This is a genomic window from Erwinia sp. JUb26 (assembly GCF_003751505.1).
GTDB lineage: Bacteria > Pseudomonadota > Gammaproteobacteria > Enterobacterales > Enterobacteriaceae > Erwinia.
The window spans coordinates 424,861-450,126 of the sequence record NZ_RJVB01000003.1; the positions used below are offsets into that span (position 1 = coordinate 424,861).

Sequence of the window (25,266 nt, forward strand, 5' to 3'; positions counted from 1 at the left end):
GGTCGGACCGGCGGAGACGGGTCGTCCATGACCCGACCCCGCCTGACGCCAGCGTCCTGCTGGCGTCTCCTGGCCAGCTGCTTTCACCTCGGCGCTGCGGATTGCCCTTCCGCCGCACAGGCTGGCTCCCTTTCGGCAATATGTGCCGCAATCAGGCCCGAACTAACGTTGTTTCTTCTGACAGCCCGCCAGTCAGCGCCATCACTGGTCATGCAGGCAATAAATCACCAATCAGCACGATCACAGGGAAGGCAACGAATCACCGATTCAGCCAAACGAACCAAGCCAGCGCATCCGATCGCGCTGGCTCAAACTGGGATTAGAAATCATACCCCACGGTCGCCACCACAGAACGCTCCGCGCCCCAGTAGCAGTAACCATAACCGTAGCAGGCCGCCACATAATCACGCCCGGTCAGGTTATTCGCGTTCACCTGCACAAATGCACCCTTCAGGCTGCTGTTCCACGCACCCAGATCCGCACGCACCGATGCATCAAACAGCGTCACCGACGGCAGACGTACGGTATTGGCATTGTCCGCCCACTGCTTACCGATATAACGCACGCCGGCACCGGCACTCAAACCATAGTCAAACTTGTAGTTAGCCCAGGCAGACGCTGTCGCGTTAGGTGAAACGTACGGCGTATGGCCGTTGATCGACTCACCGGTTGAGGCATCGATCGCTTCTTTATAACGAACGCGGCTCAGCGTGTAGTTGGCAATCGTACTCAGGCGAGGCGTCAGCTGATTGCGGGCTTCCAGCTCCAGACCGCGCGAGTTGACCTTGCCTGCCGGATCGTAATATCCGCCCTGCACGTTGCGGCTGCCAACGTTTTTCTGCGTCAGATCGTAAACCGCCACGGAATAGAGATCGGAAGTCCCTACCGGCTGGAATTTCACCCCGGCCTCATACTGCTCGGCGGTGGTTGGCTGCAGCAGATTACCGTCGGCACCGGTCAGCGACTGTGGTGTGATCGCCTGGCTGTAGCTGATATACGGTGAAACACCGTTATCAAAGGCGTACAGCAGCCCGGCGCGCCCGCTCACGTGATCGTCCTGGCGACGATTATCGTTACCGAGGTCGATATTGTTGATTTTCGACACGATGCGGTCATAACGTCCGGAAACGTCGAAGTGTACGCGGTCCCATTTCATCTCATCCTGCAGGTACATCCCGGTCTGATAGTACTGGCGCTCGGAGTGAACAAAGTTGTAGTTCGGACGCACGCCGATGGTCTGGCCGGTTGCCGTATTCAGCTGTGAACCGTATCCGCTGGCATCATGCAGGTCATTTTTATACTGATGATATTCCGCGCCGAGCACCACTTTATGCTCAACGTCGCCGGTGGCGAAATCGGCTTCCAGCTGGTTATCGATAGCGAACGCGTCCAGGGAGGAGCGAGAGCCGGAGTAATAGCGATTCATAATATCGCTGTCGGCAGAAACCCAGCCGATCTGGTAGATCTGATCGAGATCCACGTTGGAGTGGCTGTAGCTGGCGGTGGAGCGTACGGCCCAGGTATCGTTAAAGCGATGGGCGAATTCGTAGCTGTAGATCTGCTCGTGGCGCTTAAAGCGATCGAGATCGGAATCACCGTCGTAGAAGCCGGTGCTCAACTTCTTGCCGTTGTGCTCATAAATACTGCCTTCGCCCGGAACGGAACCGTGGTAGCCGCCGGACGGATCCTTCTGCAGGTAGGCCTTCACCAACAGCGAAGTGTATTCATCAGGCTGCCACAGCAGGGAAGGGGAAATGGCGTATTTCTCTTCGCGCGTATGATCGTACTGGGTGTCGCTGCTGTGGGTCAGACCGGTCAGGCGGAAGGCCAGCTGATCGTTAATCGCATTGGTATAGTCAACGGCGACGCCGGAGGTGCTGTTATTCCCGACGTAGGTACGGAAATGGCCTTCTTCCGTAAACTGCGGTCGCTTAGACGTTTCCATCACCAGACCGCCCGGGACGGTTTGGCCGTACAGCGCGGAGGATGGACCTTTAATCACGTCGATACGCTCCAGGAACCACGGATCCACCTGCAGGACGTTAAAGCTGCCCGGATCGCTCATCAGGCGCAGGCCATCGAGGAAGATGTTATCCACATCGCCGCCGTGGAAGCCTCGCAGGGAAACGGTGTCATAGCGGGTGGCGGCGCCGCCGAAGTTGGTGAAGGCCCCGGCGGTATAGTTCAGCGCCTGGTTGATGCTCATGGCACCCTGGTCTTCCATCTGCTGGCGGGTAACAACTGAAACGGACTGCGCGGTGGTAATCAGCGGTTCATCGGTCTTGGTCGCGCCCTTGCTGCTTTTGACCGTGTAGCCTTCGGTCGGCGAAGTGGCGGATTCTTCCGGGGCAGAGGTTACCGTGATGGTATTTTCTGCGGCAAAGGAGATTCCGGGCGCGATAAGGGCGAGTGAACAGAGCAGCGCAGAACGCTTCAGGTTGAAAGCCATACTCATTGTTAATATCTCTTATTAAGGTTAAGAACGTGCCACCGCGTTGAGTGCGGTTTACCTGTCTGTATTGGTATCGGCAGGTAAATGTAAAGAGTTGTAATAATATCAATGAGAAGTATTATCTTTTCGATTAATGCTTTCAAGGATTAATTACAGTTAATAATTGCCTGTTGATTTCCAGTAATTAACCTGAAAAATGATAGGCATGAGGGCATGAGGGCATGAGGGCATGAGGGCATGAGGGCATGAGGGCATGAGGGCATGAGGGCATGAGGGCATGAGGGCATGAGGGCATGAGGGCATAGGTGTACGGGAGCCAGCCTGTGCGGCGGGCGGCCGGTCCTCGCGCCACGCGCTGCGTGGTGCCCTCGGTTGCCGCATCTGGCCGGTCGGACCGGCGGAGACGGTACTTCCCTGTACCGACTCCACCTGACGCCAGCGTCCTGCTGGCGTCTCCTGGCCATCTGCGTTCACCTCGGCGCTGCGGATTGCCCTGTCGCCGCAGAGGCTGGCTCCCTTTCGGCAATGTGTGCCGCAATCAGGCCCGAACTAACGTTGTTTCTTCTGACAGCCCGCCAGTCATTGATGTCACCAGGTGACTGTCAATCTTACAACCAACAAGCCTGTCACTTAGAGCCAGCACAAAGCTATGCAGAAGCTGACACCCTTTAGAATATGGGTCTTACATTCGGAAATGTAAGGTCGTTTTTCTGAAGATATTTGAGCGATACATGGGAAGGTGAATTTTGCTCAAGACAACACTGAAGTCACGAAGCAGACTGGCGGGTTTCCCGTTTGGGCATCCGCAGCGCTGAACGCAGAGAGGGAGGCCGGGTTCGGCCGTGTGGGCTTAGGTGTACGGGTGCCAGCCTGTGCAGCGGGCGGCCGGTCCTCGCGCCACGCGCTGCGTGGTGCCCTCGGTTGCCGCATCTGTCCGGTCGGACCGACGGAGACGGGTCGTCCATGACCCGACCCCGCCTGACGCCAGCGTCGTGCTGGCGTCTCCTGGCCATCTGCTTTCACCTCGGCGCTGCGGATTACCCGTCCGCCACACAGGCTGGCTCCCTTTCAGGCTATGCGTGCCGCAATCAGGCCCGAACTAACGTTGTTTCTTCTGACAGCCCGCCAGTCATTGATGTCACCAGGTGACTGTCAATCTTACAACCAACAAGCTTGTCACTTAGAGCCAGCACAAAGCTATGCAGAAGCTGACACCCTTTAGAATATGGGTCTTACATTCGGAAATGTAAGGTCGTTTTTCTGAAGATATTTGAGCGATACATGGGAAGGTGAATTTTGCTCAAGACAACACTGAAGTCACGAAGCAGACTGGCGGGTTTCCCGTTTGGGCATCCGCAGCGCTGAGCGCAGAGAGGAAGGCCGGATTCGGCCGCATGGACGCGGACGAAAAGTGCAGCCGGGGCAGGAAGCCCCGTCTGCGCTGGTCCGAAAGGCTGACGAAAGAAGTGAGGGTACCGCGAAGCGGCGTGAGGACCGCCCATTAGGGAAACCCGCCAGTTGGCGCTGTCAGCAGCCATACAGTTCCGTCTGCACTGGTCCGAAAGACTGACGAACGAAGTGAAGGTACCGCACAGCGGCGTGAGGACCGCCCATTAGGGAAAACCGCCAGTTGGCTACTTCACCAATCGTACAGGCACCCGATCACGAAAAAAAAAACTGGCGGATATTCCCCCGTTAAAGTGAACCCTCGCTACTGCGCCGCCTTCACCACCCCGATATCACCCGCATTATTACAGGTCTTGTCTTTCGGGCAGTAAAGATCCAGCAGCTTCAGCGTCACCCCGTTGGTCCAGCCAAAACCATCCTGCAGCGGATACTCACCGCCGCCACCGCCGCCCAGACCTTTCCCTTCCACCACGTATTTTTCCACCAGCTTGTGCTCTTTATCGTACGTCGCCTGCACGTTCTGCAGGAAACGTATGCCGATCTCTTTCGCCAGCTCCTGCTTGCCGTAGTGATTCAAGCCCTCAACGGCGGCCCACTGTAGCGGTGCCCAGCCGTTGGGCGCGTCCCACTGCTGGCCGTTGTTCACGGTCGTTGTAACCAGGCCGCCTTCCTTCAGCAGCTGCGCCTGCACGGCACTGGCGGTTTTGCTTGCGTGGTTGTCGGTGGCCGCCTGCAGATAGAGCGGGAACAGCGCGGCGGCGGTCAGCTGCGGGCGCACGCTGGCTTTCTGCCAGTCGTAATCTGCATACCAGCCCTGTTTCTCATCCCACAGATAGCGGTTGATTGCCTGCTTGCGGGTTTCCGCCTGCGCATCAAAACGCTTCGCCGCCGCGTCGTCTTTAGCGATCCGGCTGGCCTTCGCCAGGGTTTTCTCCAGATGGAACACCAGGGCATTCAGATCCACCGGAACGATGCGCGTGGTATGGATAGTGCTCAGATCGTCGGATTTATCGAACCAGCGGGAGCTGAAATCCCAGCCCGAGGCCGCACCCGCGCGCAGGTCGCGGTACAGCGCGGCTTTTTCACGGCCTTTGGCTTTGTCAGCTGTGTCGATGTCATCCATATAGGATTCGGTACGCGGCACATCGCGCGCATCCCAGTAGCGGTTAAGTACCGTGCCGTCCTTCAGTTTCACCACGCGTTTGCTGGCTGCACCGGCGGCAACGCTATCGGCGTCGGCCATCCAGTAGTCATACTCTTTTTGCAGCTGCGGGCGATACTGGCTGTAAACCGCGTCGCCGCCGTGCGTGGCCAGCAGGTCGACCATCATGCTGAAGAACGGCGGCTGCGAGCGACTCAGGTAGTAACTGCGGTTGCCGTTCGGAATATGGCCGTACTTATCCAGCTCCGAGGCGAAGTTGTCGACCATGTCCTGCACGCGATCCCAGTGGCCGCTCTCCGCCAGGCCCAGCATGGTGAAATAGCTATCCCAGTAATAGACTTCGCGGAAACGGCCACCCGGCACCACGTAGGGCTTCGGCAGCGGCAGCAGGGAATCCCACTGATTGGCCTGGCTGGCGGAACGGGTCAGCACCGGCCACAGGCCGTTAATGTGCTCACGCAGGCTCTGCCCGCCGGGCGGCACATACTTTTCCCCCTCGGCGGGCAGCGTAAAGTTGGTATTCACAAAGCGCTTAAGGTCAAAGTTGCCCTGTGACTTCTGCATCTGCCAGTCGGCGAGAATGGCGGTCGGATCGCCGTGAGGCACCGCATCGGCAAAGGTTTTCTGGTCGGGGTAGAGTTTCGCCGCCTGAACGGCGTGATACAGCGGCCCCAGGCGCACATCCGGCGGCTGCGGGTTGCTGCTCAGCATCCGCTGATTATCTTCCGCCTGCGCCGCAAAGCTGGCCGCGACCATTCCCGCCAGCAGAAGCGGATACATCAGGCGCGTACTCAATCGACGTTGTTCGACTTTTCTCATCGGCTATTCTCCATGTCCAGATCCGTTTGATCTGTAAGCTGTTGACCCTGCGAAAAACTTTAGACGACTTTTCGCATTTGGTCAGGGAAGCAGACCGGAAAATGTGAGTCAGATGGGCATTTTTGCGGTTAAACAGGCATGATAAACACTATCGATAATACGTTATTTATCCATAAAATCGGGCGAACAACGGCATCAGCGGCAGCTTCAGTTTCAAGTCAGGATCCGACTAAATCATCCCCAGTGAGGACACGATTGCCACCAGCCAGAGGGCGGTGAGCGCAGACATTGCCCGATGAAGTATCCGCCGCGCGCCGCGCCAGCGCTGTTCCATTGAACGCGCAGGCCCCGGTTTGGCAGACCATAAACGGGCCATTCCGGCGTCAAACGCGGCGAGGTCGTCCTCACTGTTTAACAGCGGAAACAGACGCTCGTCCAGCCACAGACGCCAGCAGTAATACTGCGTCAGCAAAAACAGTGCCAGCAGCAGCGCGCTCTGAAATGAGCCGAGCAGCAAAAAGGCCAGCAGCAGCGGCGGCAGGGCCAGCGCGGAAAAGAAGCGCCAGCTGGCGAGATGAGCGTGAACAACGCGCTGCGTCATACGGATGTCGGGCATGATGCCTCCTTAAACTGTGCCAGCAGCCGGAGGTGATCCGCCGTCAGCACCACCTGCGGCCGCTGTAAGCGGACGATTTCCACTGCGGCTTCAACGCTGTCGGCATGCCGCTCCGTCAGCAGCCAGGCGGCCACCACCGTTGCACTGCGCGACAGGCCGAGGGCGCAGCACACCAGCAGCGTTTTCTGCGGCTGACGCAGCAGGTTGAGCCGATCCACCGCGCGCTGGAGATCCGGCAAATCCGGCACCAGTAAATCCATCATCGGACAACTGTGCCAGATCGTCCCTGGCTCTGCGCGATGATGAAATTCAGCGGTCAGGTCCAGCACCGCTGCGTAGCCGGATGTCCTGCCGGGAAATCCGCCGAGGGAAACTTCCCCGAGAATCGGCGAGATCGCAGGCAGCGTGCGGGAAAACCAGCGCTTCGACAGCCGGGCACCGGCCAGATACGGCCACAGCAGCCAGCGGGCGGAAAGTGACAGCTGGCCCTCCGGCGTTTTCTGAAACACGGTGGTGCCCAGTCCGGCATAGCCGGCGGCCACCATCAGCAGTGCTGCGGCGGGCCACAGCAGCATCGTGCCGTAAGGAACCCCCCACGCGATAAGCGCCATCAGCAGCGCACCAGCGGCATAACGTGCCGCAAGCCGTCGGGCGCGGGAAGAGGGCCGCCGCCAGCGCCAGCCGCCTGTCATTGGAATGGCGTAACTGATAGCAATACCTGCGGCGATACCGGTGATGACGTCAATAAAATGGTGCTGCCAGGTGGTCATCACCGACACGGCGATCAGCCAGAACCAGCCCGCGGCAAGCCAACGCACCGGCCCGGTTAGATGCTGGCGAAAGCGCAACCACAGTAGCCAGGTCAGAATAATATGCAGTGAGGGCGCCTGATTATAAGGCAGATCAAACTGCTCAAGCTGGTGGAACAGCCAGCCGAAGATCCCCGGCGATTCCGGGCGGGTAAAGGTGAACTTCAGCGGGAACAGTAAAAAGCCCGTACAGGCCACCAGCGATGCCGCCAGCAGTCGCCAGGCGTGGCGGGTCAGCTCGCGCTGAGTGGTGCAGATAAACAGCGAGAGGCCGTACAGCAGATCGATGCTCCAGTAGGGCACGATGGTCCACGGCATAAAAGGAATGGCGTGTTCCCAACTGAAGACAAGGCTGCCGACATCGGCGCGGGTAGCGGTAAAATGGTTGACCTGACCGTAGCTGAGAAAGAACAGCGGACCCAGCAGCAGCAGCCAGTACAGGCCCTGCTTCCACTGGCGGAAGCGGCTCGGTATAACCGCAGTGTCAGCCATGGGGCTTTCTCACCGCCAGCGATACGGTGAAAATGCCGAATTCATCGATCGCCTGCTGCTGCTTTTCAAAACCGGCTTCTTCCACCAGCGCATCCATCTCTTTCTGGCTGCGTACGCGCATGATCCACGGCATGCCCTTTTGATGGCTGGTCAGCGTCCAGGCAATGGTTTTAAGCTGCGGATGCCACGGCTGACCGGTATACACCAGCACGCCGCCTGGCGGGATGGCTAACGCCAGCCCGGCCAGCGAGGCTTTAATCAGCGCGTTATCGGGGAAGAGTTCATACAGCCCGGAGACGATACCCAGCGTCGGGGCGGGATCGAGCGCGGCAAGGGAATCGGTGTCAAAGGCGTTGCCGAGGCGGAATTGGGCCAGGTGGCTCAGCCCGCGCGATGCAATCATGGCCTGGCCTTTCTCCACGTTGAGGTCGCTGTAATCCCGCAGCAGAATGCTCTCAATGCCGGGCTGGTTTTCAAGCGCATCCAGCACGTAGCGCCCGTGCCCGGCAGCAATATCGACTACCCGCACCGGGAGATGGCTCTGCTGTAGCTGCGCAACCGCCCGACCAATCATCTGCTGGATGTTTTCTTTGCGTACCCGAATACCGCGCCAGCCGATGCTGTTCAGATACTGCCTGTCGATAACCCGGCCCAGCATGCCGTTGCCTTCCGGCTGATTGCGGTAAACGTAATCCAGCGTGCTGCCGGAGTCGAAGCCGGTTTCATAGCCCAGCCGCATACCCGCCGACTGTCGGCCAATCGTTTTCATCCCGTAGCGCATCGCAGCATAAAACATCCCCTGCGGCGAGCGTGAATTCGGCGGTGCCTGCAGTACACGGAAGGCATCCGCGCTCGGGCTCCAGCGATCTTCCTCTCTGTAGTTAAAGACGTAAGGCGCAGCGGCATACAGGCGGTCGATAAAGCTTTTCATCTTATCGAACGCCAACTGGCGATCTTTCTCGCCCAGCGTGTCGTGATAGAAGCCGGGCAGGATGTGCTGCTCTTTGATCGCGCTGCGCAGCCCTGCATAAAACTGCTGCTGCGGCTTCGCGTGTACCACGAAGTCATCACCGGAAATCAGCAGCTGGGTTGGCAGGGTGATGGCGGATGAATCGGAGACAATGCGTTCGGCGGTCTTATACAGATCCAGCAGGATATTCACGGCGATCTGACGGGTGATCAGCGGATCCTGCTCGAAGCTGGCGATGCGCTGCGGGTCGTGGCTGAGGAATTTCCCCTTCACGTAGGAATTGACGTAAAACAGGCCGCGCAGGCGCTGCATCAGTCCCAGCCCGGTGCGGGCAAAAGGCACGTACAGTTTGACCTTAAAGGCCGGAGACGCCAGCACCATGCCGCGAATTTTCGGCGCGTAGTCGTGTACCCATGTGGCGACCAGCACCGCGCCGACGCTCTGGGCAATCACCACGATATCCTCCAGACCGACCTTTGCTTCACGGGCAACGAAGCGTACGAATTCATCCACGTCCAGCACCGAGCGGGCCAGGCTCGGACTGTAGCCGCGATCGCCGGGCGTATGGCCGTGGCCGCGCGCGTCCCAGGCGTAAAAATGCGCGTCGGGCATCTGCAGTTCATCAACGACGTGCTGTAACCGCCCGGAGTGCTCGTGGCCGCGATGGAACAGCACGATAACTTTACGGCTGTTGCCGTGTTCTGCGGGCCAGTGACGGAAATACAATTCCGCCCCGTCGCTGGTTGCAAAGGTGCCTTCCTGACATTCACGTGATAGTTGGCTCATGACACTTTCCTTATCTCAAGAGGTTTTTGCCGCCGTTGCGCTGCGGCAGCGGTTAATACAGGTCCAGACCAGCAGCAGGGCACAGACGGCAAATACCCCATTAAACGCGCCGATAAACTGCGGCCAGAGGGCAATCACCAGGCCTGAAGCACCGAAGACAAAGGCGCGATCGCTTTTCCCCAGCGGGCCGCGATAGTCGCGCACGCCGGTCAGCGTCTGGCAGATGATGCCACAGAACTCCGTCAGCCAGGCCAGCAGCACCACCAGCACGACCAGCCACGGCGAGATGCCTACCACGAAGGCAAAAGCCAGGTAAAGTGCGGCGTCGGAGATGATGTCGCCCACCTCATTCAGCACGGCACCGAGCGTGGACTGCTGGTTAAATTCCCTCGCCAGCATTCCGTCGATGGCGTTCAGCGCCATGCGCAGGAACAGGAAAATCGGCAGGGAGATAAACAGCAGCGGGTGCGGGAAGGCGATCAGGATGCCGCCCAGCAGGACCGAGGCCAGCATCGCCAGCAGGGTCACCTGATTTGCCGTTACGCCGCGCGCATGCAGCCACGCAACCAGCGGTCTTAACAGGTTCTGAAATTTGGGTTTGATGTCGTACAGCGTCACGTTATGGCTCCTGCCTTGCGTCGCGACGGGCGCGTTGCCCGCTCGGGTATGATGCGGATAAATATAACTCAGATGGGGACTTTTGCCGCCGCAGCGGGCGGAAAGCCGGGAACGTTGCGATTCCCGGCGTCACAGCGATTACAGATTAACGCAGGTTTCTTCCGCCAGGCCCAGCATAATATTCAGATTCTGTACGGCGGCACCGGAGGCCCCTTTACCCAGGTTGTCCAGGCGCGCAACCAGCATCGTCTGGCGCTGCTGCGGATGCGTAAAGACAAACAGCTCCATATTGTTGCTGTTGTTTAACGCTTCCGGCAGCAGGTAAGGCGCGGTGTCGTCATCCAGATTATTCAGTTCGCGAACCTGGATAAACTGCTGACCGGCATAGAATGCCGCCAGCGCGCGCTGCAGCGGTTCGCCGTCGGTATCGTTCAGCGGGATAAACACCAGCATACCCTGAGCATAGTCGCCCACGCCCGGCTGGAAGATCGGTCGGGTGCTCAGTCCGCCCCAGGCCTGCATCTCTTTCAGGTGTTTATGATCGAAGCTCAGGCCGTAGGCGGCAAAGCCGGTGCCCTGCTGCTGGTACTTTTCAATCATCGCCTTACCGCCGCCGCTGTAGCCGGATACGGCATTGATCGCCAGCGGGCGATCGGCAGCCAGCAGTCCGGCGCGGGTCAGCGGGGCCAGCAGGGCGATAGCGCCGGTGGCGTAGCAGCCCGGGTTTGAGACATGGCTGGCCTGGCGGATTTTCTCGCGCTGACCGGCATCCAGTTCCGGCAGGCCGTAAACCCAGCCGTCCTGCACGCGGTGCGCGGAGCTGGCATCCAGCACGCGGGCACCGACTTCATCAGCCAGCGCAACGGCTTCACGCGCGGCGGCATCCGGCAGGCAAAGGATGGTGACGTCAGCCTGTTTCATCAGGGCCTGACGGGCAGACGCTTCTTTACGCTGCGCGTCGTCAATGCTGAGCAATTCGATCTGGGGATGGCTGGCCAGCCGCTGCTGGATTTGCAAACCGGTCGTACCCGCCTGACCGTCGATGAACACACGATATTTCTGACTCATTACAGCCTTTGCCTTAAGAAAAATGAGAAAAAACCAGTGTAGTCAGATTGCAGCAGATTAAAAGCGCTTTATGAAAAATTTATGCATGAATATTCACATCAGGGAGTTTTTTATGCGGATTGAAGTGAGCGACGTCTGACGTTCCCACCGGTGGCGTATCCCGCTGGTGGGAAGGGCTGTGCTTATTTTTCGCTGGCCTGACTGACCGTCTCAGAGGCCTGCCAGATACGATATTTAACCTCTACGCCTTTCGGCACGTAGACCACAATCGGCAGGCGGCTGTTATAGCGCTGGAGCGCATCCTGGCCCAGATTGGCGGCGATAAATTTTTGCTCACGGGCGCGGGTCGGGCAGGCCATCATGGTGGATGCCGGTTCGGAAAGCTTGTCAACGACCAGGTAGTCATAGCCCCAGCCGGAAAGCGTTTCGCGCTTTAGCGTGCCGCCAATCATATGCCGGTTACAGTCCACTTCCAGCGTTTTACCGATAAGCAGTTCCACTTTCAGATCCTGTTCATTCTCCGTTGGCGGCAGCGTAATCACCTGACGGGTCATTCCCACCTGCGCCTGCGGATAAGGGGCAATTTTTTCCAGCGGCTGCGGGTCAGAAGCGGCCTCCTGTGACGTGCCGGAAGCCGCCATTGCCGGGACTGAGCCGGCCAGCAGCAGAACAGAGAGAGTTGCAAATAGCTTATTCATCGTTTCGTCCTTTAAATGATCGGTGAAATCGCTAAAATTATACACCAGGCAACAGGAATAAACAGGTCATAAATATTGCTGTTGTGCCAGTTATGCAGAGTTATTCGCTGTCGCTGTTCTCTTCCAGATAGTCCAGGTGCTGATTGAGCCACTGCCGGACGATATTCTGCGCGGCGACAGGTGCATCCGTAGCGGAAAAACCGCGCTCAAGCTGCAGCCACTGGCTGGTGGCCTGCTGGGCGGGTTCGATCGCCGCCAGGGTCAGCTGCCGCTGGGTGGCTGGCCAGTTCTTTTCATCAGTCCAGTCGCCTATACGCTGCGCCGGATCCTCGTTCTGCTCTGCGTTCTGCTCAGGCTTGAGGAAACTTTGCGGCGACAGCGTGGCCCGCAGTGCCAGAATGCGCCAGGCGGCGAAGCTGGCAAAGCGGATGGTGCCCGCGCTGGCGCTGACCGCGCTTTCCGGTGCGGTCAGCTGGTTGCGCAACTGCCGCCAGGCTTCCTGCTTGAACAGTCCGCCCTGCGGAGGGCAGATAGGTGCAGAGGCGTCGCGGCTGGAGCCGTACAGCGGGCCAAACGCCTGATAGGCCGCATCCCCCTGGCGGGCGAAAACGAAGCAGTGAACGTACGGTCTGTCGTCTGCGTCATAGTCGTTCATTTCAATAGTCATCCGCAGCAGCAGCAGAACGGCCTCACCGCGAGATGTTTGTGCCTCTTTGCGCGCGTCCTGCAGAATTGAGGCGGCGAAACTGTCCTGCGCGGCAATGGCGGCGGTCGCGATATTTTCTGCGCGCTGTGCCTCCTGCGAGCTGACGCCGCTGGTCGGAATAAACTGATGTAAATACACCAGCCAGGCTGCGGCCAGCGGGTTGCTGGCATAGCGGCGCAGCTGTATTGCCGACTGAGCAGGGGTTGTCGGGATGGTGGCAATCACCGCATCCAAAGCGGTCTGCGCCTGATGCAGGCGGGCGTTGAGCTCATCATCTCGCTGGGTTAGCCGCTGGGTCAGGCAGGCGTTAAGCGAGGCGCCGTCGCGGGTGCAGGTATTACGCTGCTTCAGCCAGGCGCGCTGCTCCGCGCGCAGCGCATTTTTTTCCGCCTCCGGCAGCAGGTAAGCCAGCTGCTGGTAACTCTCTGCAATCGTCCGATCCTGATTACTCAGTGCCGTATCGGCACAAATTGCCCGCTCGGTTGGCGTCGCGGCTTTCTGGCAGTCGAAAGAGGCCGCCTGCGCTGAAAAACCGGTGGAAACCAGCATCATCAGCATGAAAAGACGGGATTTTTCGAACAGAACAGCGCGTGTCGCCATGGGCATTCCTTTTGAGAAAGAGGGGGAGTATTTGCCCGTTATCCTAAAGGGAGCCAGCGGGCAGCGGCAAGCAAAAGACGCAGTTCCTTCAGCCAGGGCCATCGCTGGCGGCGGCCAGCAGCGGCACGATCAGGTCGCTGATCGGCGTGGCGATACCGTGCGCCTGGCCACGGCGCTGGATCACTCCGTTGCGGCAGTCCCATTCCAGCGGGCGGCCCGCCTGGCGATCGGTGAGGATCGAGGTACTGAGATCGGTGGGCGCGCGGTGGAACCAGGCGAGGATCTCCTGCGGGACCTCATCGCCCAGCGCGGCGCCTTCGGCACGCGCTACCGCCAGACACTCCTGCAGCAGGGCGAGCGACAGGCCGGTAATATCAATGCGGGAAAACATCCCGGCGCGGCGGCCGGTCAGCACCATAAGCCCGGCCAGCGCGTTCTGCATCAGTTTACGCCAGGACACCTGGGTGAAATCGGCGGTGACGTCAACCTCACAGCGCGTTCCGCGCAGGGCATCAAGCACGAGTGCGCTTTCGGCCACATCGGGCAGCGTCAGGCGCGGGCTGCCGCGCAGCCAGACGGCGTTTCCCGCTTCGCGCTGCGCGGGAAACCACACCACCGAGGGCAGGATCTGCCGGGCGGCAAGATAAGGCGCGAAGAGCGCGCGCTGCTCAACGCCGTTTTGCAGCACGCAGACCACGGTGTCAGGCCCGCACAGCGAGGCCAGCCACGGGGCGGCATCGGACACCTGAGTCGATTTCACCGCCACGAACACCAGATCGTGAGGCTGCCTGACGGCGGCAGGATCGGTCAGCACCGGGCCGGGGATGTCAATGTGGGCGTCATCGACGCGCAGCAGCAGGGCGTCGTGCGCGGTGCGGCCACAGAGCGTGGGCGTGCGGCCGGCTTCATGCAGCGCCGCCGCGACGGTGGTGCCAATCGCGCCGGGACCGATCAGAGCAATACTACGGTGTTCAGACATGGTGCAGGTTTCCTGTTGATCTGAGAGTCGGACGGCGGCGACAGAGGGCACGCCTGTGGCGAAGGAGTGCCCGTCTGCGGCGCGGGAGCCGTTATGCGTATTATCTTCCCCGCTTAATATGAACAAACCAGGGCAGCGTCGTCGAAAAAAACATCATAACGGACAGATCGCGCGCCGTCTGTCAGCGATTTCCGGCGGGAGGGGATGTCTGCCAGCCGGAGGGGAACCGCGACGGGGCAAAACGCAGCGTCAGCAGCATCAGCCCGACCACACAGGCCGCGTGGAACATCCAGTCTGCACGGTAGTCGCCGGTCAGGCTGCGCAGGAATCCGGACAGATACGGCGAGGCGCCCGCGATGATAAAACCGATGCCCTGCATAAACGCCACCAGCCGTGCGGCCAGAGGCGCATGGGGAGTATGATCCAGCGCCAGCACCAGGCTCAGCGGGAAGGTGCCGCCCAGGCCCACGCCACCGATTAGTGCCCAGCCAACAGGCAGCTGCTGCGGCAGCCAGATAAAGCCGCAGAATCCCACCAGCTGCATCGCCAGCGACACCAGCAGCAATGTGCGCCGGTCCCGGTGGCGCGCCAGCATCGGCATCAGCAGCGCGCCCGCCGTTTGCCCCAGCGTGAGCAGTGCCAGCAGGCTACCGCTGGACTGCGGCGAGGAGCCCAGCTGCATGTAGTAGGGCGGCAGCCAGGCGATCAGGCTGGTGTAGCCGCCGTTAATCAACCCGAAGTACAGCCCCAGCATCCACGCGCGCGGGCTGATATGCAGCCTTACTGCGGGGCCGGGTAGCGCGTTATCCGGAGACTGCACGGCGGAACGACCGATGACCATCCAGCCGATCAGCGCCAGTATGGCCGGCAGCGCCCACCAGGCCAGTGCGTGATACCAGACCTTGCTGCGCTGCGCCAGCCACGGCGTCAGTGCCGCGCCCAACCCACCGCCGCCCATCAGCGCCGCCGACCAAAGCCCCATTACCGCGGGTGTGCTGCGGCTGAACAGCCGTTTAATCACCCCGGGCAGGGTGGCTTGAATAAGACCAATGCCGATGCCGCCGATTAAGGCGCTGCTTAACAGGATCGCGCTGTGGGGAGCCCGTTCACGCAGCAGCGCACCGGCGGCGATGGTCACCAGGCTCAGCGCGACGAGGTGATGCGCGTTCAGACGGCGGCTCAGCCATCCACCGGCCAGCGCCATCACGCCCATCGCCGCTACCGGCAGGGCGGTCAGCAGGGAAGCCAGCGCAAAGTTCATGCCGCTGGCATCCCGCAGCAGCGGGAGCAGCGGACCCACCGAGGTCAGCAGCGGGCGCATATTCACGCCGACCAGCACCAGGACCAGCAGCATCAGGATATTTTTTGTTGTTGGACGCATTACATCATTCTCATCATTTGCCGTGCGCAAAAGGGTAAGGATGCGGACCCATAAGATGAAATATTCATTTATGATGAAGTCTATTGGTTCTGCTTATGGGATGACGTCATGCTGCTTCGACATATCAACTATTTTCTCGCCGTGGCCGAACACCTCAGCTTCACCCGCGCCGCGCTGGCCCTGCATGTCTCGCAGCCCGCGCTATCTCAGCAGATCAGGCAGCTGGAGGACCATCTGGGCGCGCCGCTTTTCGACCGCAGCGGGCGGACCGTACGCCTGACCGACGCGGGAGAAGTGTATCTGGACTATGCCCGCCGCACTCTGCTGGGGCTGGAAGAGGGAAAAAGGGCGATCCATGATGTCGCCGATCTGCGTCGCGGCCTGCTGCGAATTGCCGTCACGCCAACCTTTACTTCGTGGCTGATCGGGCCGCTGCTGGCGGCATTCCATCAGCACTACCCGGATATCACCGTCAGCGTTCGCGAAATGCCGCAGGAGCGTATAGAAGAAGGACTGAACGCGGGCGAACTGGATGCGGGGATAGGCTTTGAGGGCGTCTACGCGCAGGAAATCGAGGCGCAAACGCTGCTGACGGAAAAGCTGGTGCTGGTGGTCGGAGCCGGACATTCGCTGGCGGGGCATACCCGTCTGCCCGTATCGACACTGAACGCGCTGCCGCTGGTGCTGCTGAGCACCGAGTTTGCAACGCGTGGCCAGATTGACCGCTGCTGCTGGCGGCACGGCGTGAATCCACGTGTGGTAATGGAGGCGAACTCCGTCAGTGCGGTGCTGGAAATCATCCGGCACGCGCCGCTGGCCACGCTGCTGCCTGCGGCCATCGCCAGGCAAAACGAGTCGCTGACGGGCATTGCGTTTGCGCCAACGCTGCTGGAGAGAACGGCGGTGATCCTGCAGCACCGGGGCCGCTATCAGAGTGCGGCGGCGCGGGCCTTTATTCAGCTGGCTCTACAGGTTCAGCAGCAGTCGGATCCGTCGCCTTTTTGATCTGCTCAAGGTAGTTGTAAACGGTGTAGCGCGTCACGCCCAGCACCTTTGCCGCTTTCTCCACGCCGCCGCGCACCATAAACATGCCACGATGCTGCATCTGGCGCACGATCTCGACTTTTTCCTGCTTGCTGGCCCCGGTTCTGAGCCGCCCCGTGGGAGGAATGCAGGCGCGAATAATCTCATCCATCTTCTCTTCCAGGCCGGCCTGCTGCTCCTGTTTCTCCTCGGGTTCCTGAGGCAGCAAAATGGCCAGGGCCTCACGCGCGGCATTTATCGCGCCGTTGTCGGCGTTAAAACAGAGTGAAAGATGGGGCCTGCCGCTGTCATCGTGGAATAACACCGTTGAGCTTTGCAGCGGCCTGCCCTGCAGGCTGGTCGTTGGGTAGCGGGTAAAAACCGCTGGTTCGGTGCCCTGCGGGGTGGACGGCGGATTGAGCAGGCCGAGAAACCCCCGGTCATTATCCGGTGCATCCAGCAGCGGGCTGCCCGGCTGTCTGCCGGAAACGTGGCCGTTGAAGATCTTGATGACCGATGAATCCGGCTGGGTCAGGTCGTGCAATACCACCTCGATATGGCGACCCGCAACGGACGCGAAAGCGTCCATTACTGCGCTGAGCTGATCGATCAGAAGTGATTTTTCGTGGCTGGCTGTCATCAGTAAAAACTCGTTGTATCCCGTATCATTCTGGATAAGAATATAAACAAAATGTTGAAACATCAACACGGATTTAAATTCACGCCGGTGAGGGCCGATGACCAGCAAACTGTACCTTTCAAACGACAGCCTCAGCGCCGTCGTGACCGTCTTAGCATCCACCCCAGACGAAGAAGGGCGGTTCCATACCCGTCTGGCGGAAACGCTGTTTCATCCGCAGGGCGGAGGGCAGCCTTACGATATCGGGCAGATTGGTGATGCTCGCGTGCTGGGCGTGTTTCTGGAAAATGATGAGATAGTACATGTGACCGACAGGGCACTTCCCGCCGGTGAGTGGGCAATCACGGTGGATGCCGATCGCCGGCAGTTAAATACTCGTATGCACTCCGCCGGGCATTTGATTGCCGCCGTGGGCGAAACGCTGGGCTGGCAGGCGATTAAGGGCAACCATCGTCCCGGCGAAGGGAGGGTGGTGCTGGAACCGGTAACGTCAGGACAGGCCGTGCCCGAGGCTGAATTGCTGCGTGACGGCGTGAATAAGTGGGTGGCGCAGGCGCTGCCGCGTCAGCAGACGATGACGGATGGGATCCGCCGCATCACCTGGGGCGATCTGCCGTTTTACAGCTGCGGGGGGACGCACGTTATCAGCACCGAGCGGGTGGGTGACGTGCTGATTAGCGGCGTCAAGTTCCGCAAGGGGCAGCTTTCCGTCTCCTACTCGCTAGCCGATCCGCGCCCGTTAACCGACAGGGAGGCAGATTAATATGCCGCTACATCTGAATACGCCACTGCTGAACTCACGCGCGCTCAGCCAGTTGAGCGGCAGTGACGTCTGGCTGAAAATGGATGCACTGCAGCCCTGCGGGTCCTTTAAAATTCGCGGCATTGGTCTGGCCTGCCAGACCCGGTTTGCACAGGGGGCCCGGCGCTTTATCTCCTCGTCGGGCGGCAACGCAGGCCTGGCCGTCGCCTATGCCGGCAGGGCGCTGGGCGTGCCGGTGACGGTGGTGGTGCCGGAAACCACGTCAGCCCGGGCAAAAGACCTGCTGCACCTTGAGCAGGCCGAGGTTATCGTTCACGGAGCTTCCTGGCAGGAGGCCAACCAGTTTGCGCTTTCCCTGAAGGGGGAGCATGACGCCTTCCTTCATCCCTTCGACGATCCGCTACTCTGGCAGGGGCATGCCACGATGATTGATGAAGTGGTGGCCTGCGGCGTGCAGCCCGATGCGGTGGTGCTCTCCGTTGGCGGCGGCGGTCTGCTGTCCGGCGTGATTGAAGGCCTGCAGCGTAACGGGCTGCACGCTATCCCGGTCATTGCGGTAGAAACCGAGGGCGCGGCGTCATTTCGTGCCGCGATGGCGGCCGGTCAGGCGGTGGAGCTTGAACGCATTACGACCGTAGCGACCAGTCTGGGCGCGAAAAAGGTGTGTGAACAGGCGGTCAGGCTGGCCGGGAGGCATCCGGTCATCAGCGAAGTGGTGACCGATGAAGAGGCGGTGCGCGCCTGTCGTCGGTTTAGTGACGATCATCGCGTGATAACGGAACCGGCATGCGGCGCAAGCCTGGCCTGCCTGTATGAGCAAAAAGCGGTGCTGAAACCCTTCCGTCATCCGCTGGTGATCGTCTGCGGCGGCGCAACGATGTCCGCCGAACAGCTTTTCAGCCTGTCGGGCGGAGTATAAGGGACGAACGGCCCGACGGCGAACGTTCGCCGTCGGGCCGCTGAGTTTTCTGGCGGGCATCAAACGCGCCGATGCCCGTACGCGGGATCACTTCACGGTGAAGTTATACATTCCTTTGGTTTTGTGGCCGTCAACGGACAGCACGTGCCAGTCCACCATGTATTCACCCGCCTTCAGTTCTGACGACAGTGGAATATGCAGGACCTTATTGTCCGCATCGTCGACGGTGGCCTTCGCGGTATCTACCGCTTTACCGTCAGCGCCGGTGATGGCCGCACCGCTGAAGCTGGCCTCAACGCCTTCGGTAAAGGTCAGGGTCAGTTCTTTCGGTGAACCGCTGACTTCTGCCTTGCTGGCCGGTGACGCGCTGGCAAGATGGGCGTGGGCCAGAGCCTGCTGGGACATCAGGGCTGCAGCCAGCACAGCTGCGGCGGTAAGGGCTTTTTTCATACGTAGTACCATCTGAACTTCTCCTTGCGTGACAAACGGCTGCCGGACGATCGCCGACAGCATGAATAAATTTTATCGCCGCTGACTCAGGCGAACTGCGATACCTGGCGTTTCTGCTGCTGCCAGCGCGCCACATCAATCAACAGGAAAACCAGCAGGCTGGCCCCCATCACCGGTAAACACCAACCCAGACCTGCGGTAACCAGCAGAGAGCCGATGCGCCAGCGCAGCGGCAGTCGGAACCAGGCATGGAACAGCGAGCTGGCGACATTGTCGGTCGGTGCCGTCGGGCGGCGCAGCCACCACATACGGTAGCCCAGCACAATCATTACGCAAACGCCGACGCCGAAGGCGGTGAGCAGCAGCTGATTGGCCAGACCAAACAGCAGTCCCATATGGAAATCGATGCCCCAGCGGGTCAGTTTGGCGGCAAGCGGGTACTGGTCAAAATAGACGCGGTCAACAATATGCATATCGCGCGGGTCGACGGCGACGGCATCAACCCGGGTGGGCCAACGCGCCTGGGCTTCGGCAACGGTCCAGGCTTTACCTGCGCTTTTCGGGCCGCGAATTTCTACCTTCGGCGCATCAATCCCCGCCTGTCGGGCGCTGGCCAGCACCTGCTGCCAAACGCTGTCCTCAGCAGAAGGCATCACCATACCGGCCATCGACATATGATGTTCCGCGTGCGGGTCGGCGGGAGCAGCGGAAACGGCATGTGCGTCCAGCGTGGTGCGCACCTGCGGCGTCAGCCAGTTGAAGGCGGTGCGCATTTTATCAATATTGCCACCGGCCCACTGCGACCAGGTCAGGCCCGTCGCGGAGAACATCAGCAGTCCGGCCAGCAGGAACAGGCCCAGCGTGATGTGCAAGCGGCGGCTGGCGGCCATGCGGCCCTTTGCTTTTTTCAGACGACGTTTTGGGCGGCTCAGCCACCACAGCGCCACGCCGCCCACGGCCGCTACCCACATCCAGGAGGCCGCCAGCTCGCTGTAGAGGCGACCGGCATCGCCGAGAAGCAGTCCGCGATGGACCTGATCGATCCACATTCTCAGCGGCAGCGAACCGCTGCTGCCATACACGGTCAGATCGCCGCGGATTTCAAGCGAATAGGGATCGATGAAAATCGCACGGGATTCCGACGCGCCCAGCGCCGGGTCAACGAACTGCACGCGGGTGGTATCAGCGCGACCGGGAGCCGGGCGCACGGCGTAAATCCGGGTATCTTCCCCGGCGTAAGCGCGCGCCGCGGAGATTTGATCGGCCAGAGAGTGCGCCTCACCCACCGGCTGCGTGGTCAGCTGATGGGCATAGAGCCGGTTTTCGATCTGCGTGCTGAAAACATAAAGCGTGCCGGTTAACGCGGCGACAAAAATAAACGGGCCAACAAACAGGCCGATATAAAAATGCAGGCGGCGGAAAAATTCCACAATGGCACCGCGCGTATTTATTCCGTCAGTTTTAATTTGGGGCATGGGCGATCCTGTGCAGAGCACATAATTTAAAATGCAGGTGAAGCTTCCTGATTAATAATCAGGAGTTGTAATTTTATAGTGGAATAACGGCGTAATTAGCGGGCAGGAGGGGCTCGTGGCAGGCAGGTGCCCGGCAGGAAAGTCGCGAAGAATGAAACAATCAGACGCACCGGCGGCGCGCGCGTCGAGGTACAGAAAAGCCAGATCAGCGGGATCAGCAGCCAGAGCATAAACGGGAAGTGAACCAGCAGTTCACAGTAGCCGCAGGCGAGATCGTCCATGTTGGCCATGCCGGGCATCGAGGCCGCATCATGCGGCTGGGAGGCGTGTGTTTTAGCGGCGCTATCAGTACTGACCGCAGGCATTGCGTGATGTGGCATGTCGGAAGCCATGCCGTGCATGGGCATTGAGCCGTCGTGCGTAGCGGGATGATGGCCGTCACTCATTGGCATTGAATGACCTCCGATCGCGCCATCAGACATTCCGCCAGCACGCATCGAATCTTCAGACGCTGTGTTATGCGCGTAGTCCGTAGGGTCACCGTGAGCCGCTATCGCGCTTGCTGCTGCACGCCACTGCGCCAGAGTTTTAGAAACCTCCGGGGCAATAAACAGCATCAGTATTGCCAGAACGGCAATAAAGGCTGGCATGCGGCGCTGCGAAAGGCTTAACAGAGACACCAAAGCGAAAGTCCGATTGCAGAATTCAGAATGGTGGAAATTTTAACGACTTTTTCGGTAAATATGAAATCTAAATCATGGAAAAAATTATTTTTTATTTGCTTTGCCATATAGTGCAAAGAAATCATCGGATATGCGGCAATATTTAAACATTCCATTAACATTTTAGGGCGATTATGTTTAGGGAGAAAATGGCTAAAATCCTGCCGCCCGGGCTCCTGAAAAATGAGAGCCGTGACGCGGATGTTTTCCTGCACAATCGGCTGGGCAAGCTTCTGACTAACCGCGCATTCTACTTTGGCTGGTTGGCTGGTTGGCTGGTTGGCTGGTTGGCTGGCTGGCGAAGAAGGCAGGAGGTGCAACAGCGTCGGTAAACTGCGTAATGCCGCAGAATAAGATCATTGTGGCGATATCGGCGACTGACAGGCCGGGTTAGCCGGGTAAGAGCGCCTGAGTTTACAGGACGGGGCCGGATCATCCGCGGCCGCGCGTGCTGATGATCTCTACGGCCGCTTGCTGGTCCAGTTCACCTTGCTGCCATTGTGTCGCGCGGCGGATAAGAGTATCGATGGCTCTGACAAAGGCAGAGTGTTAATGAAATTTTAATGATTTTTATAATATTAAAAGTCTCATAATTTAAATCAATTCCTTATTCTCAGGCTGATTATTTCCGATAATATATTTTTTGATTACTAATGCGGTTCAGGGGCAAAGGCCTTTAGCCGATTTACAATATCGTTTATCCTGTCGCATCGCGTGAACAGGGAGTTGCCGATGTTTTCTTGAAAATATAAGAAAGCAGAATGAGTCAATCAGGTTATAACGATAATCATAAACTGACTTGTTCGGAAACCGCTGTTTTAATCCTATCGGGCGGGTCATATTGGCTAAATAATTGATAACCTGCTCTGATATACAGGCCGTTATGGGCTGGTTTTCCATGAAAAAATGGTTTTCTGATGGTGCCTTTCGCACTATTATTCGCAACAGTGCCTATTTAGGTTCCGGAAACGTTGTCAGCGCCTTATTGGGATTGCTTGCGCTTTCGTGCGCGGGTCGAGGTATGTCGCCTGAAATGTTTGGCGTACTTATCGTTATCCAGTCGTACACCAAAGCCGTCAGTGATTTTGCCAAGTTTCAAACCTGGCAATTTATTATTCAATTCGGCATGCCTGCATTAGTCAGTAAAAACCTGCAGCGATTCCGGGATGTGATTTCCTTTTCATTCGGGCTGGATATTGTTAGCGGTACACTGGCCATGCTGGTGGGAATGTTACTGCTCCCCTGGTTGGCTGATGTTATCGGTCTTGACAGGGAAAACTTCAAACTCGCCCTGCTGTACTGCACGCTGATTCCCTTTATGGCCTCGTCAACGCCGACGGGTATTTTACGCACACTGGACCGCTTTGATTTGATCGCCGTTCAGCAGGCAATAAAACCGCTGATGATCGCAACGGGCAGTATTATTTCTTATTTCTGCCAGTTTGGCTTTGCCGGATTTATTGTCACCTGGTTTGTCTCCAGTCTTTTTGCCGGTATTTTATTCTGGTGGTTTGCCGTCCGTGAGCTTCGGCGTAACCATTTCCACCGAGTTCTGCGTCCTGGTTTTTTTGAACCGGCGCGAAGATTATCGGGCGCGTGGAACTTTGTCTGGACGACCAATCTTTCACACTCAATCTGGTCGGCACGCAACTCATGCAGCACGGTTCTGGTCGGGATTATCCTGGGGCCGGTCGCGGCCGGATTGTTCAAAATCGCCATGACCGTTTTTGACGCCACGGGAACGCCGGCCAGCCTGCTGTCGAAAAGCTTCTATCCGGAAATTATGCGCCTGGATCCCAGTAGCAAAAGGCCGTGGGTACTCGGTTTACGATCGGCAATGCTGGCCGGGGGGATCGGCATTCTGGTGGCTTTACTGGTGATCATCGTAGGTAAACCGCTAATCTCCCTGGTTTTTGGGCTGAAATACCTTCAGGCGTACGATCTGATTCAGGTGATGCTGGGGGCGGTGGTTATCTCAATGATGGGATTCCCGCAGGAGTCGTTATTACTCATGGCGGGAAAACAGCGGACCTATCTGGTGATGCAGACAGTCGCTTCCGCTTCCTACATTGTGCTGTTAATTGCGTTGCCTCATTTCTTCGGGGTGATCGGTGCCGCGTTTGCCTATTTTGGCGGGCAGTGTTTTGACGTCCTGTTTACTCTGATACCCACGCTATGGGCCTATCGCCATCGCAGTACGCTTTCCGTTAATACTTCTGTTGGGACAACTAAATAATGATCGGTAAAAAATGGGAAAAGTTTCCCCCTGAGATACTCGAACGACTTTTTTCGGCCGTTGAAGAAGATGACAGGGTAGGCGGTTCTGCAAGCCTGCCGGCGTGTACCGACCTGTATTGTTCAACGGAAAGTATTCGTCACTGCTATGCCCTGTGCCTGCAGTTCTGGGAGGACGGGTTTCAGCGAAAGGATTTGCTGAAGTTGATTAATCATGTGTTAAAAGGCGGCGTTATGGGCGAAGATGACCGGCTGCGCTATAAATATATTCGCGCCCGCTATAAGCATTTACGCTTTGCACAGCGCCTGTACAGTAAAAAACATGAAGCTGACTTTATCTTTCGGCAAACCACCGTCTTTCTGGGTCATTTCCAGGATGCATTTCGGAATAACAATACGGAAAATATCAAGTTGTACGGTCGGCTGCTGAAATTTCTGCTGAGTGTGCCCGTATGGACATGCGTTCATTACTGTCTGCGCCATACGGTATTAGATAATGAAAATGGATTTATCCATTACCGGCAGCAGAAAATACGCAAACTTCAGGAGATGATTGCTCATCCTGAGTTAACGGGGGATGAGTTTCATGACGTGCGTAAAATTATCAGTCAGCAGGTTTCCTACTATGACACGGTTCGGTCTATGGAACCTGATAATATCGATGCCTGTAGCCTGTCGGGTTTCTTATCCAATATCAATGGATTAATGGGCGATCGTCATGACGAAATGGTGGCTGATAAGCTATCAGGGCGAAAATCGTACAGCGAATCAAGCCGGTTAGCTGAGGATATTCGTCAACCTGTTGAGATGTACATCGCACGTTATCCCTTATGATTCCTGAATTAATGGTTGAATTGAGACCGCACTGAAAAGGACGCTTCATGATGCTGCGTATTCTCGCGATAATATTAATTTTATTTCCGGCGGTGGCTTCTGCGCATAATTTTATTAAGGGACAGTACGTTGCCGCAGTTGAAATACGCGATCGCGGTGAATTAGTCCTTAATAATAATGACATTGGCTACCGAATATGGCGCAGTGCAAAGCTAAAAGGGAAAGTGCGTATCGTGCAATACATTGCCGGCCGCCGCTCGGCGAAAAAGAAAAATTCGCTGATGATCAAGGCCGTTAAAGCGGCTCATTTTCCCGAAGAGCGATTCCAGCCGACGACGATTGTGAATACCGATGATGAGTTCCCGGGAACGGATCTGTTTGTTGTCGGAAAAGTGGAGAAAAATCAGCGACGCTATCCCTGGGCCCAGTTTATTATCGATAGCGATGGGGTTGGCCGTAAGTCCTGGCAGCTGAATGAAGACAGCTCTACGATAGTCGTTCTCGATCGTGAAGGGCGGGTTCAGTGGGCAAAGGACGGGGCGCTGACGCCTGGTGAAGTGCTTCAGGTGATTAGCCTGCTACAGCATCTGCTTAATACAGAAATGCCTGATACGAGGAAATCCTGATCGCCATATCGTCGCC

The 25,266-nt window shown here is 58.2% G+C and carries 21 protein-coding genes and 1 pseudogene; 7 read left to right on the top strand and 15 right to left on the bottom strand.

The features are described from left to right. Positions 1-319 precede the first annotated feature (319 nt). The 11 genes from EC836_RS10670 to EC836_RS10725 form a co-directional block, all read right to left on the bottom strand. Positions 320-2,455: a TonB-dependent siderophore receptor gene (locus EC836_RS10670; RefSeq protein WP_123332839.1), complete on the bottom strand. Its 2,136-nt coding sequence runs from the start codon at positions 2,453-2,455 to the stop codon at positions 320-322. 1,708 nt (positions 2,456-4,163) lie between these two features. Beyond that, positions 4,164-5,840: an alpha,alpha-trehalase TreA gene (gene treA, locus EC836_RS10680; RefSeq protein ID WP_123332843.1), complete on the bottom strand. Its 1,677-nt coding sequence runs from the start codon at positions 5,838-5,840 to the stop codon at positions 4,164-4,166. Positions 5,841-6,069: 229 nt separating this feature from the next. Further along, positions 6,070-6,456, bottom strand: coding sequence for a hypothetical protein (locus EC836_RS10685; protein WP_123332845.1), 387 nt, complete (start codon positions 6,454-6,456; stop codon positions 6,070-6,072). Continuing rightward, the gene (locus tag EC836_RS10690) at positions 6,438-7,757 is read right to left on the bottom strand and encodes a phosphatase PAP2/dual specificity phosphatase family protein (protein WP_123332847.1); all 1,320 of its coding nucleotides are present in this window, start codon (positions 7,755-7,757) and stop codon (positions 6,438-6,440) included. Before EC836_RS10690 ends, EC836_RS10685 begins: the two co-directional genes overlap by 19 nt. Beyond that, positions 7,750-9,513: a bifunctional alpha/beta hydrolase/class I SAM-dependent methyltransferase gene (locus EC836_RS10695; RefSeq protein ID WP_123332849.1), complete on the bottom strand. Its 1,764-nt coding sequence runs from the start codon at positions 9,511-9,513 to the stop codon at positions 7,750-7,752. The genes EC836_RS10690 and EC836_RS10695 overlap by 8 nt, the downstream gene beginning before the upstream one ends. Positions 9,514-9,528: 15 nt before the next feature. Further along, positions 9,529-10,131 carry a CDP-alcohol phosphatidyltransferase family protein gene (locus tag EC836_RS10700; protein WP_123332851.1) on the bottom strand — a complete coding sequence of 201 codons (603 nt, stop codon included), beginning with the start codon at positions 10,129-10,131 and terminating at the stop codon, positions 9,529-9,531. Positions 10,132-10,269: 138 nt separating this feature from the next. After that, positions 10,270-11,199 (bottom strand): N-acetyl-gamma-glutamyl-phosphate reductase, encoded by a 930-nt coding sequence (gene argC, locus EC836_RS10705; protein ID WP_123332853.1) that lies wholly within the window; start codon positions 11,197-11,199, stop codon positions 10,270-10,272. Between the two features lie 182 nt (positions 11,200-11,381). Beyond that, positions 11,382-11,897: a serine protease inhibitor ecotin gene (gene eco, locus EC836_RS10710; RefSeq protein ID WP_123333174.1), complete on the bottom strand. Its 516-nt coding sequence runs from the start codon at positions 11,895-11,897 to the stop codon at positions 11,382-11,384. Between the two features lie 100 nt (positions 11,898-11,997). Next, positions 11,998-13,203, bottom strand: coding sequence for a lysozyme inhibitor LprI family protein (locus tag EC836_RS10715; RefSeq protein ID WP_199735112.1), 1,206 nt, complete (start codon positions 13,201-13,203; stop codon positions 11,998-12,000). Positions 13,204-13,291: 88 nt separating this feature from the next. Next, complete coding sequence (locus EC836_RS10720) at positions 13,292-14,182, bottom strand: oxidoreductase (protein WP_123332855.1); 891 nt, start codon at positions 14,180-14,182, stop codon at positions 13,292-13,294. 181 nt (positions 14,183-14,363) lie between these two features. Beyond that, the gene (locus EC836_RS10725) at positions 14,364-15,563 is read right to left on the bottom strand and encodes a cyanate transporter (protein WP_123332858.1); all 1,200 of its coding nucleotides are present in this window, start codon (positions 15,561-15,563) and stop codon (positions 14,364-14,366) included. Positions 15,564-15,671: 108 nt separating this feature from the next. Between EC836_RS10725 and cynR the strand changes: the two genes are divergently transcribed. Beyond that, positions 15,672-16,568, top strand: a complete 897-nt coding sequence (cynR, locus tag EC836_RS10730; RefSeq protein WP_123332860.1) for a transcriptional regulator CynR — start codon at positions 15,672-15,674, stop codon at positions 16,566-16,568. Here the strand turns inward: cynR and EC836_RS10735 are convergent. Then, positions 16,516-17,226 carry a transcriptional regulator gene (locus EC836_RS10735; RefSeq protein WP_158612777.1) on the bottom strand — a complete coding sequence of 237 codons (711 nt, stop codon included), beginning with the start codon at positions 17,224-17,226 and terminating at the stop codon, positions 16,516-16,518. The two genes, cynR and EC836_RS10735, sit on opposite strands and share 53 nt — an antisense overlap. 97 nt (positions 17,227-17,323) lie before the next feature. Here EC836_RS10735 and EC836_RS10740 point away from each other — a divergent pair, with 97 nt between their 5' ends. Together EC836_RS10740 and EC836_RS10745 are read left to right on the top strand one after the other, a co-directional pair. Further along, on the top strand, positions 17,324-17,989 hold the full coding sequence (locus EC836_RS10740) for an alanyl-tRNA editing protein (RefSeq protein ID WP_123332865.1): 666 nt from the start codon (positions 17,324-17,326) through the stop codon (positions 17,987-17,989). Position 17,990: 1 nt separating this feature from the next. Then, the gene (locus EC836_RS10745; RefSeq protein WP_123332867.1) at positions 17,991-18,908 is read left to right on the top strand and encodes a pyridoxal-phosphate dependent enzyme; all 918 of its coding nucleotides are present in this window, start codon (positions 17,991-17,993) and stop codon (positions 18,906-18,908) included. Positions 18,909-18,995: 87 nt separating this feature from the next. Here the strand turns inward: EC836_RS10745 and yobA are convergent, their stop codons facing one another. The 3 genes and pseudogenes from yobA to EC836_RS10760 form a co-directional block, all read right to left on the bottom strand. Continuing rightward, positions 18,996-19,358 (bottom strand): CopC domain-containing protein YobA, encoded by a 363-nt coding sequence (gene yobA / locus EC836_RS10750; protein WP_370347408.1) that lies wholly within the window; start codon positions 19,356-19,358, stop codon positions 18,996-18,998. Between the two features lie 107 nt (positions 19,359-19,465). Beyond that, positions 19,466-20,833, bottom strand: a pseudogene (locus EC836_RS10755) (PepSY-associated TM helix domain-containing protein); the annotation flags it as partial. Between the two features lie 95 nt (positions 20,834-20,928). Beyond that, complete coding sequence (locus tag EC836_RS10760) at positions 20,929-21,513, bottom strand: DUF2946 family protein (protein WP_233599228.1); 585 nt, start codon at positions 21,511-21,513, stop codon at positions 20,929-20,931. 191 nt (positions 21,514-21,704) lie between these two features. Here EC836_RS10760 and EC836_RS10770 point away from each other — a divergent pair, with 191 nt between their 5' ends. The 4 genes from EC836_RS10770 to EC836_RS10785 all read left to right on the top strand — a co-directional run bounded on the left by EC836_RS10770 (position 21,705) and on the right by EC836_RS10785 (position 25,250). Beyond that, positions 21,705-21,887, top strand: a complete 183-nt coding sequence (locus EC836_RS10770; protein WP_123332873.1) for a hypothetical protein — start codon at positions 21,705-21,707, stop codon at positions 21,885-21,887. A gap of 566 nt (positions 21,888-22,453) precedes the next feature. Then, entirely contained in the window at positions 22,454-23,791 is a 1,338-nt protein-coding gene (locus EC836_RS10775; protein ID WP_123333180.1) for a lipopolysaccharide biosynthesis protein, read from the top strand. After that, a complete protein-coding gene (locus EC836_RS10780; RefSeq protein WP_123332875.1) occupies positions 23,791-24,624 on the top strand; it encodes a hypothetical protein in 834 nt (277 codons plus the stop codon). Before EC836_RS10775 ends, EC836_RS10780 begins: the two co-directional genes overlap by 1 nt. Before the next feature lie 47 nt (positions 24,625-24,671). After that, positions 24,672-25,250, top strand: a complete 579-nt coding sequence (locus EC836_RS10785) for a YtfJ family protein (protein ID WP_123332877.1) — start codon at positions 24,672-24,674, stop codon at positions 25,248-25,250. Positions 25,251-25,266: the final 16 nt, after the last annotated feature.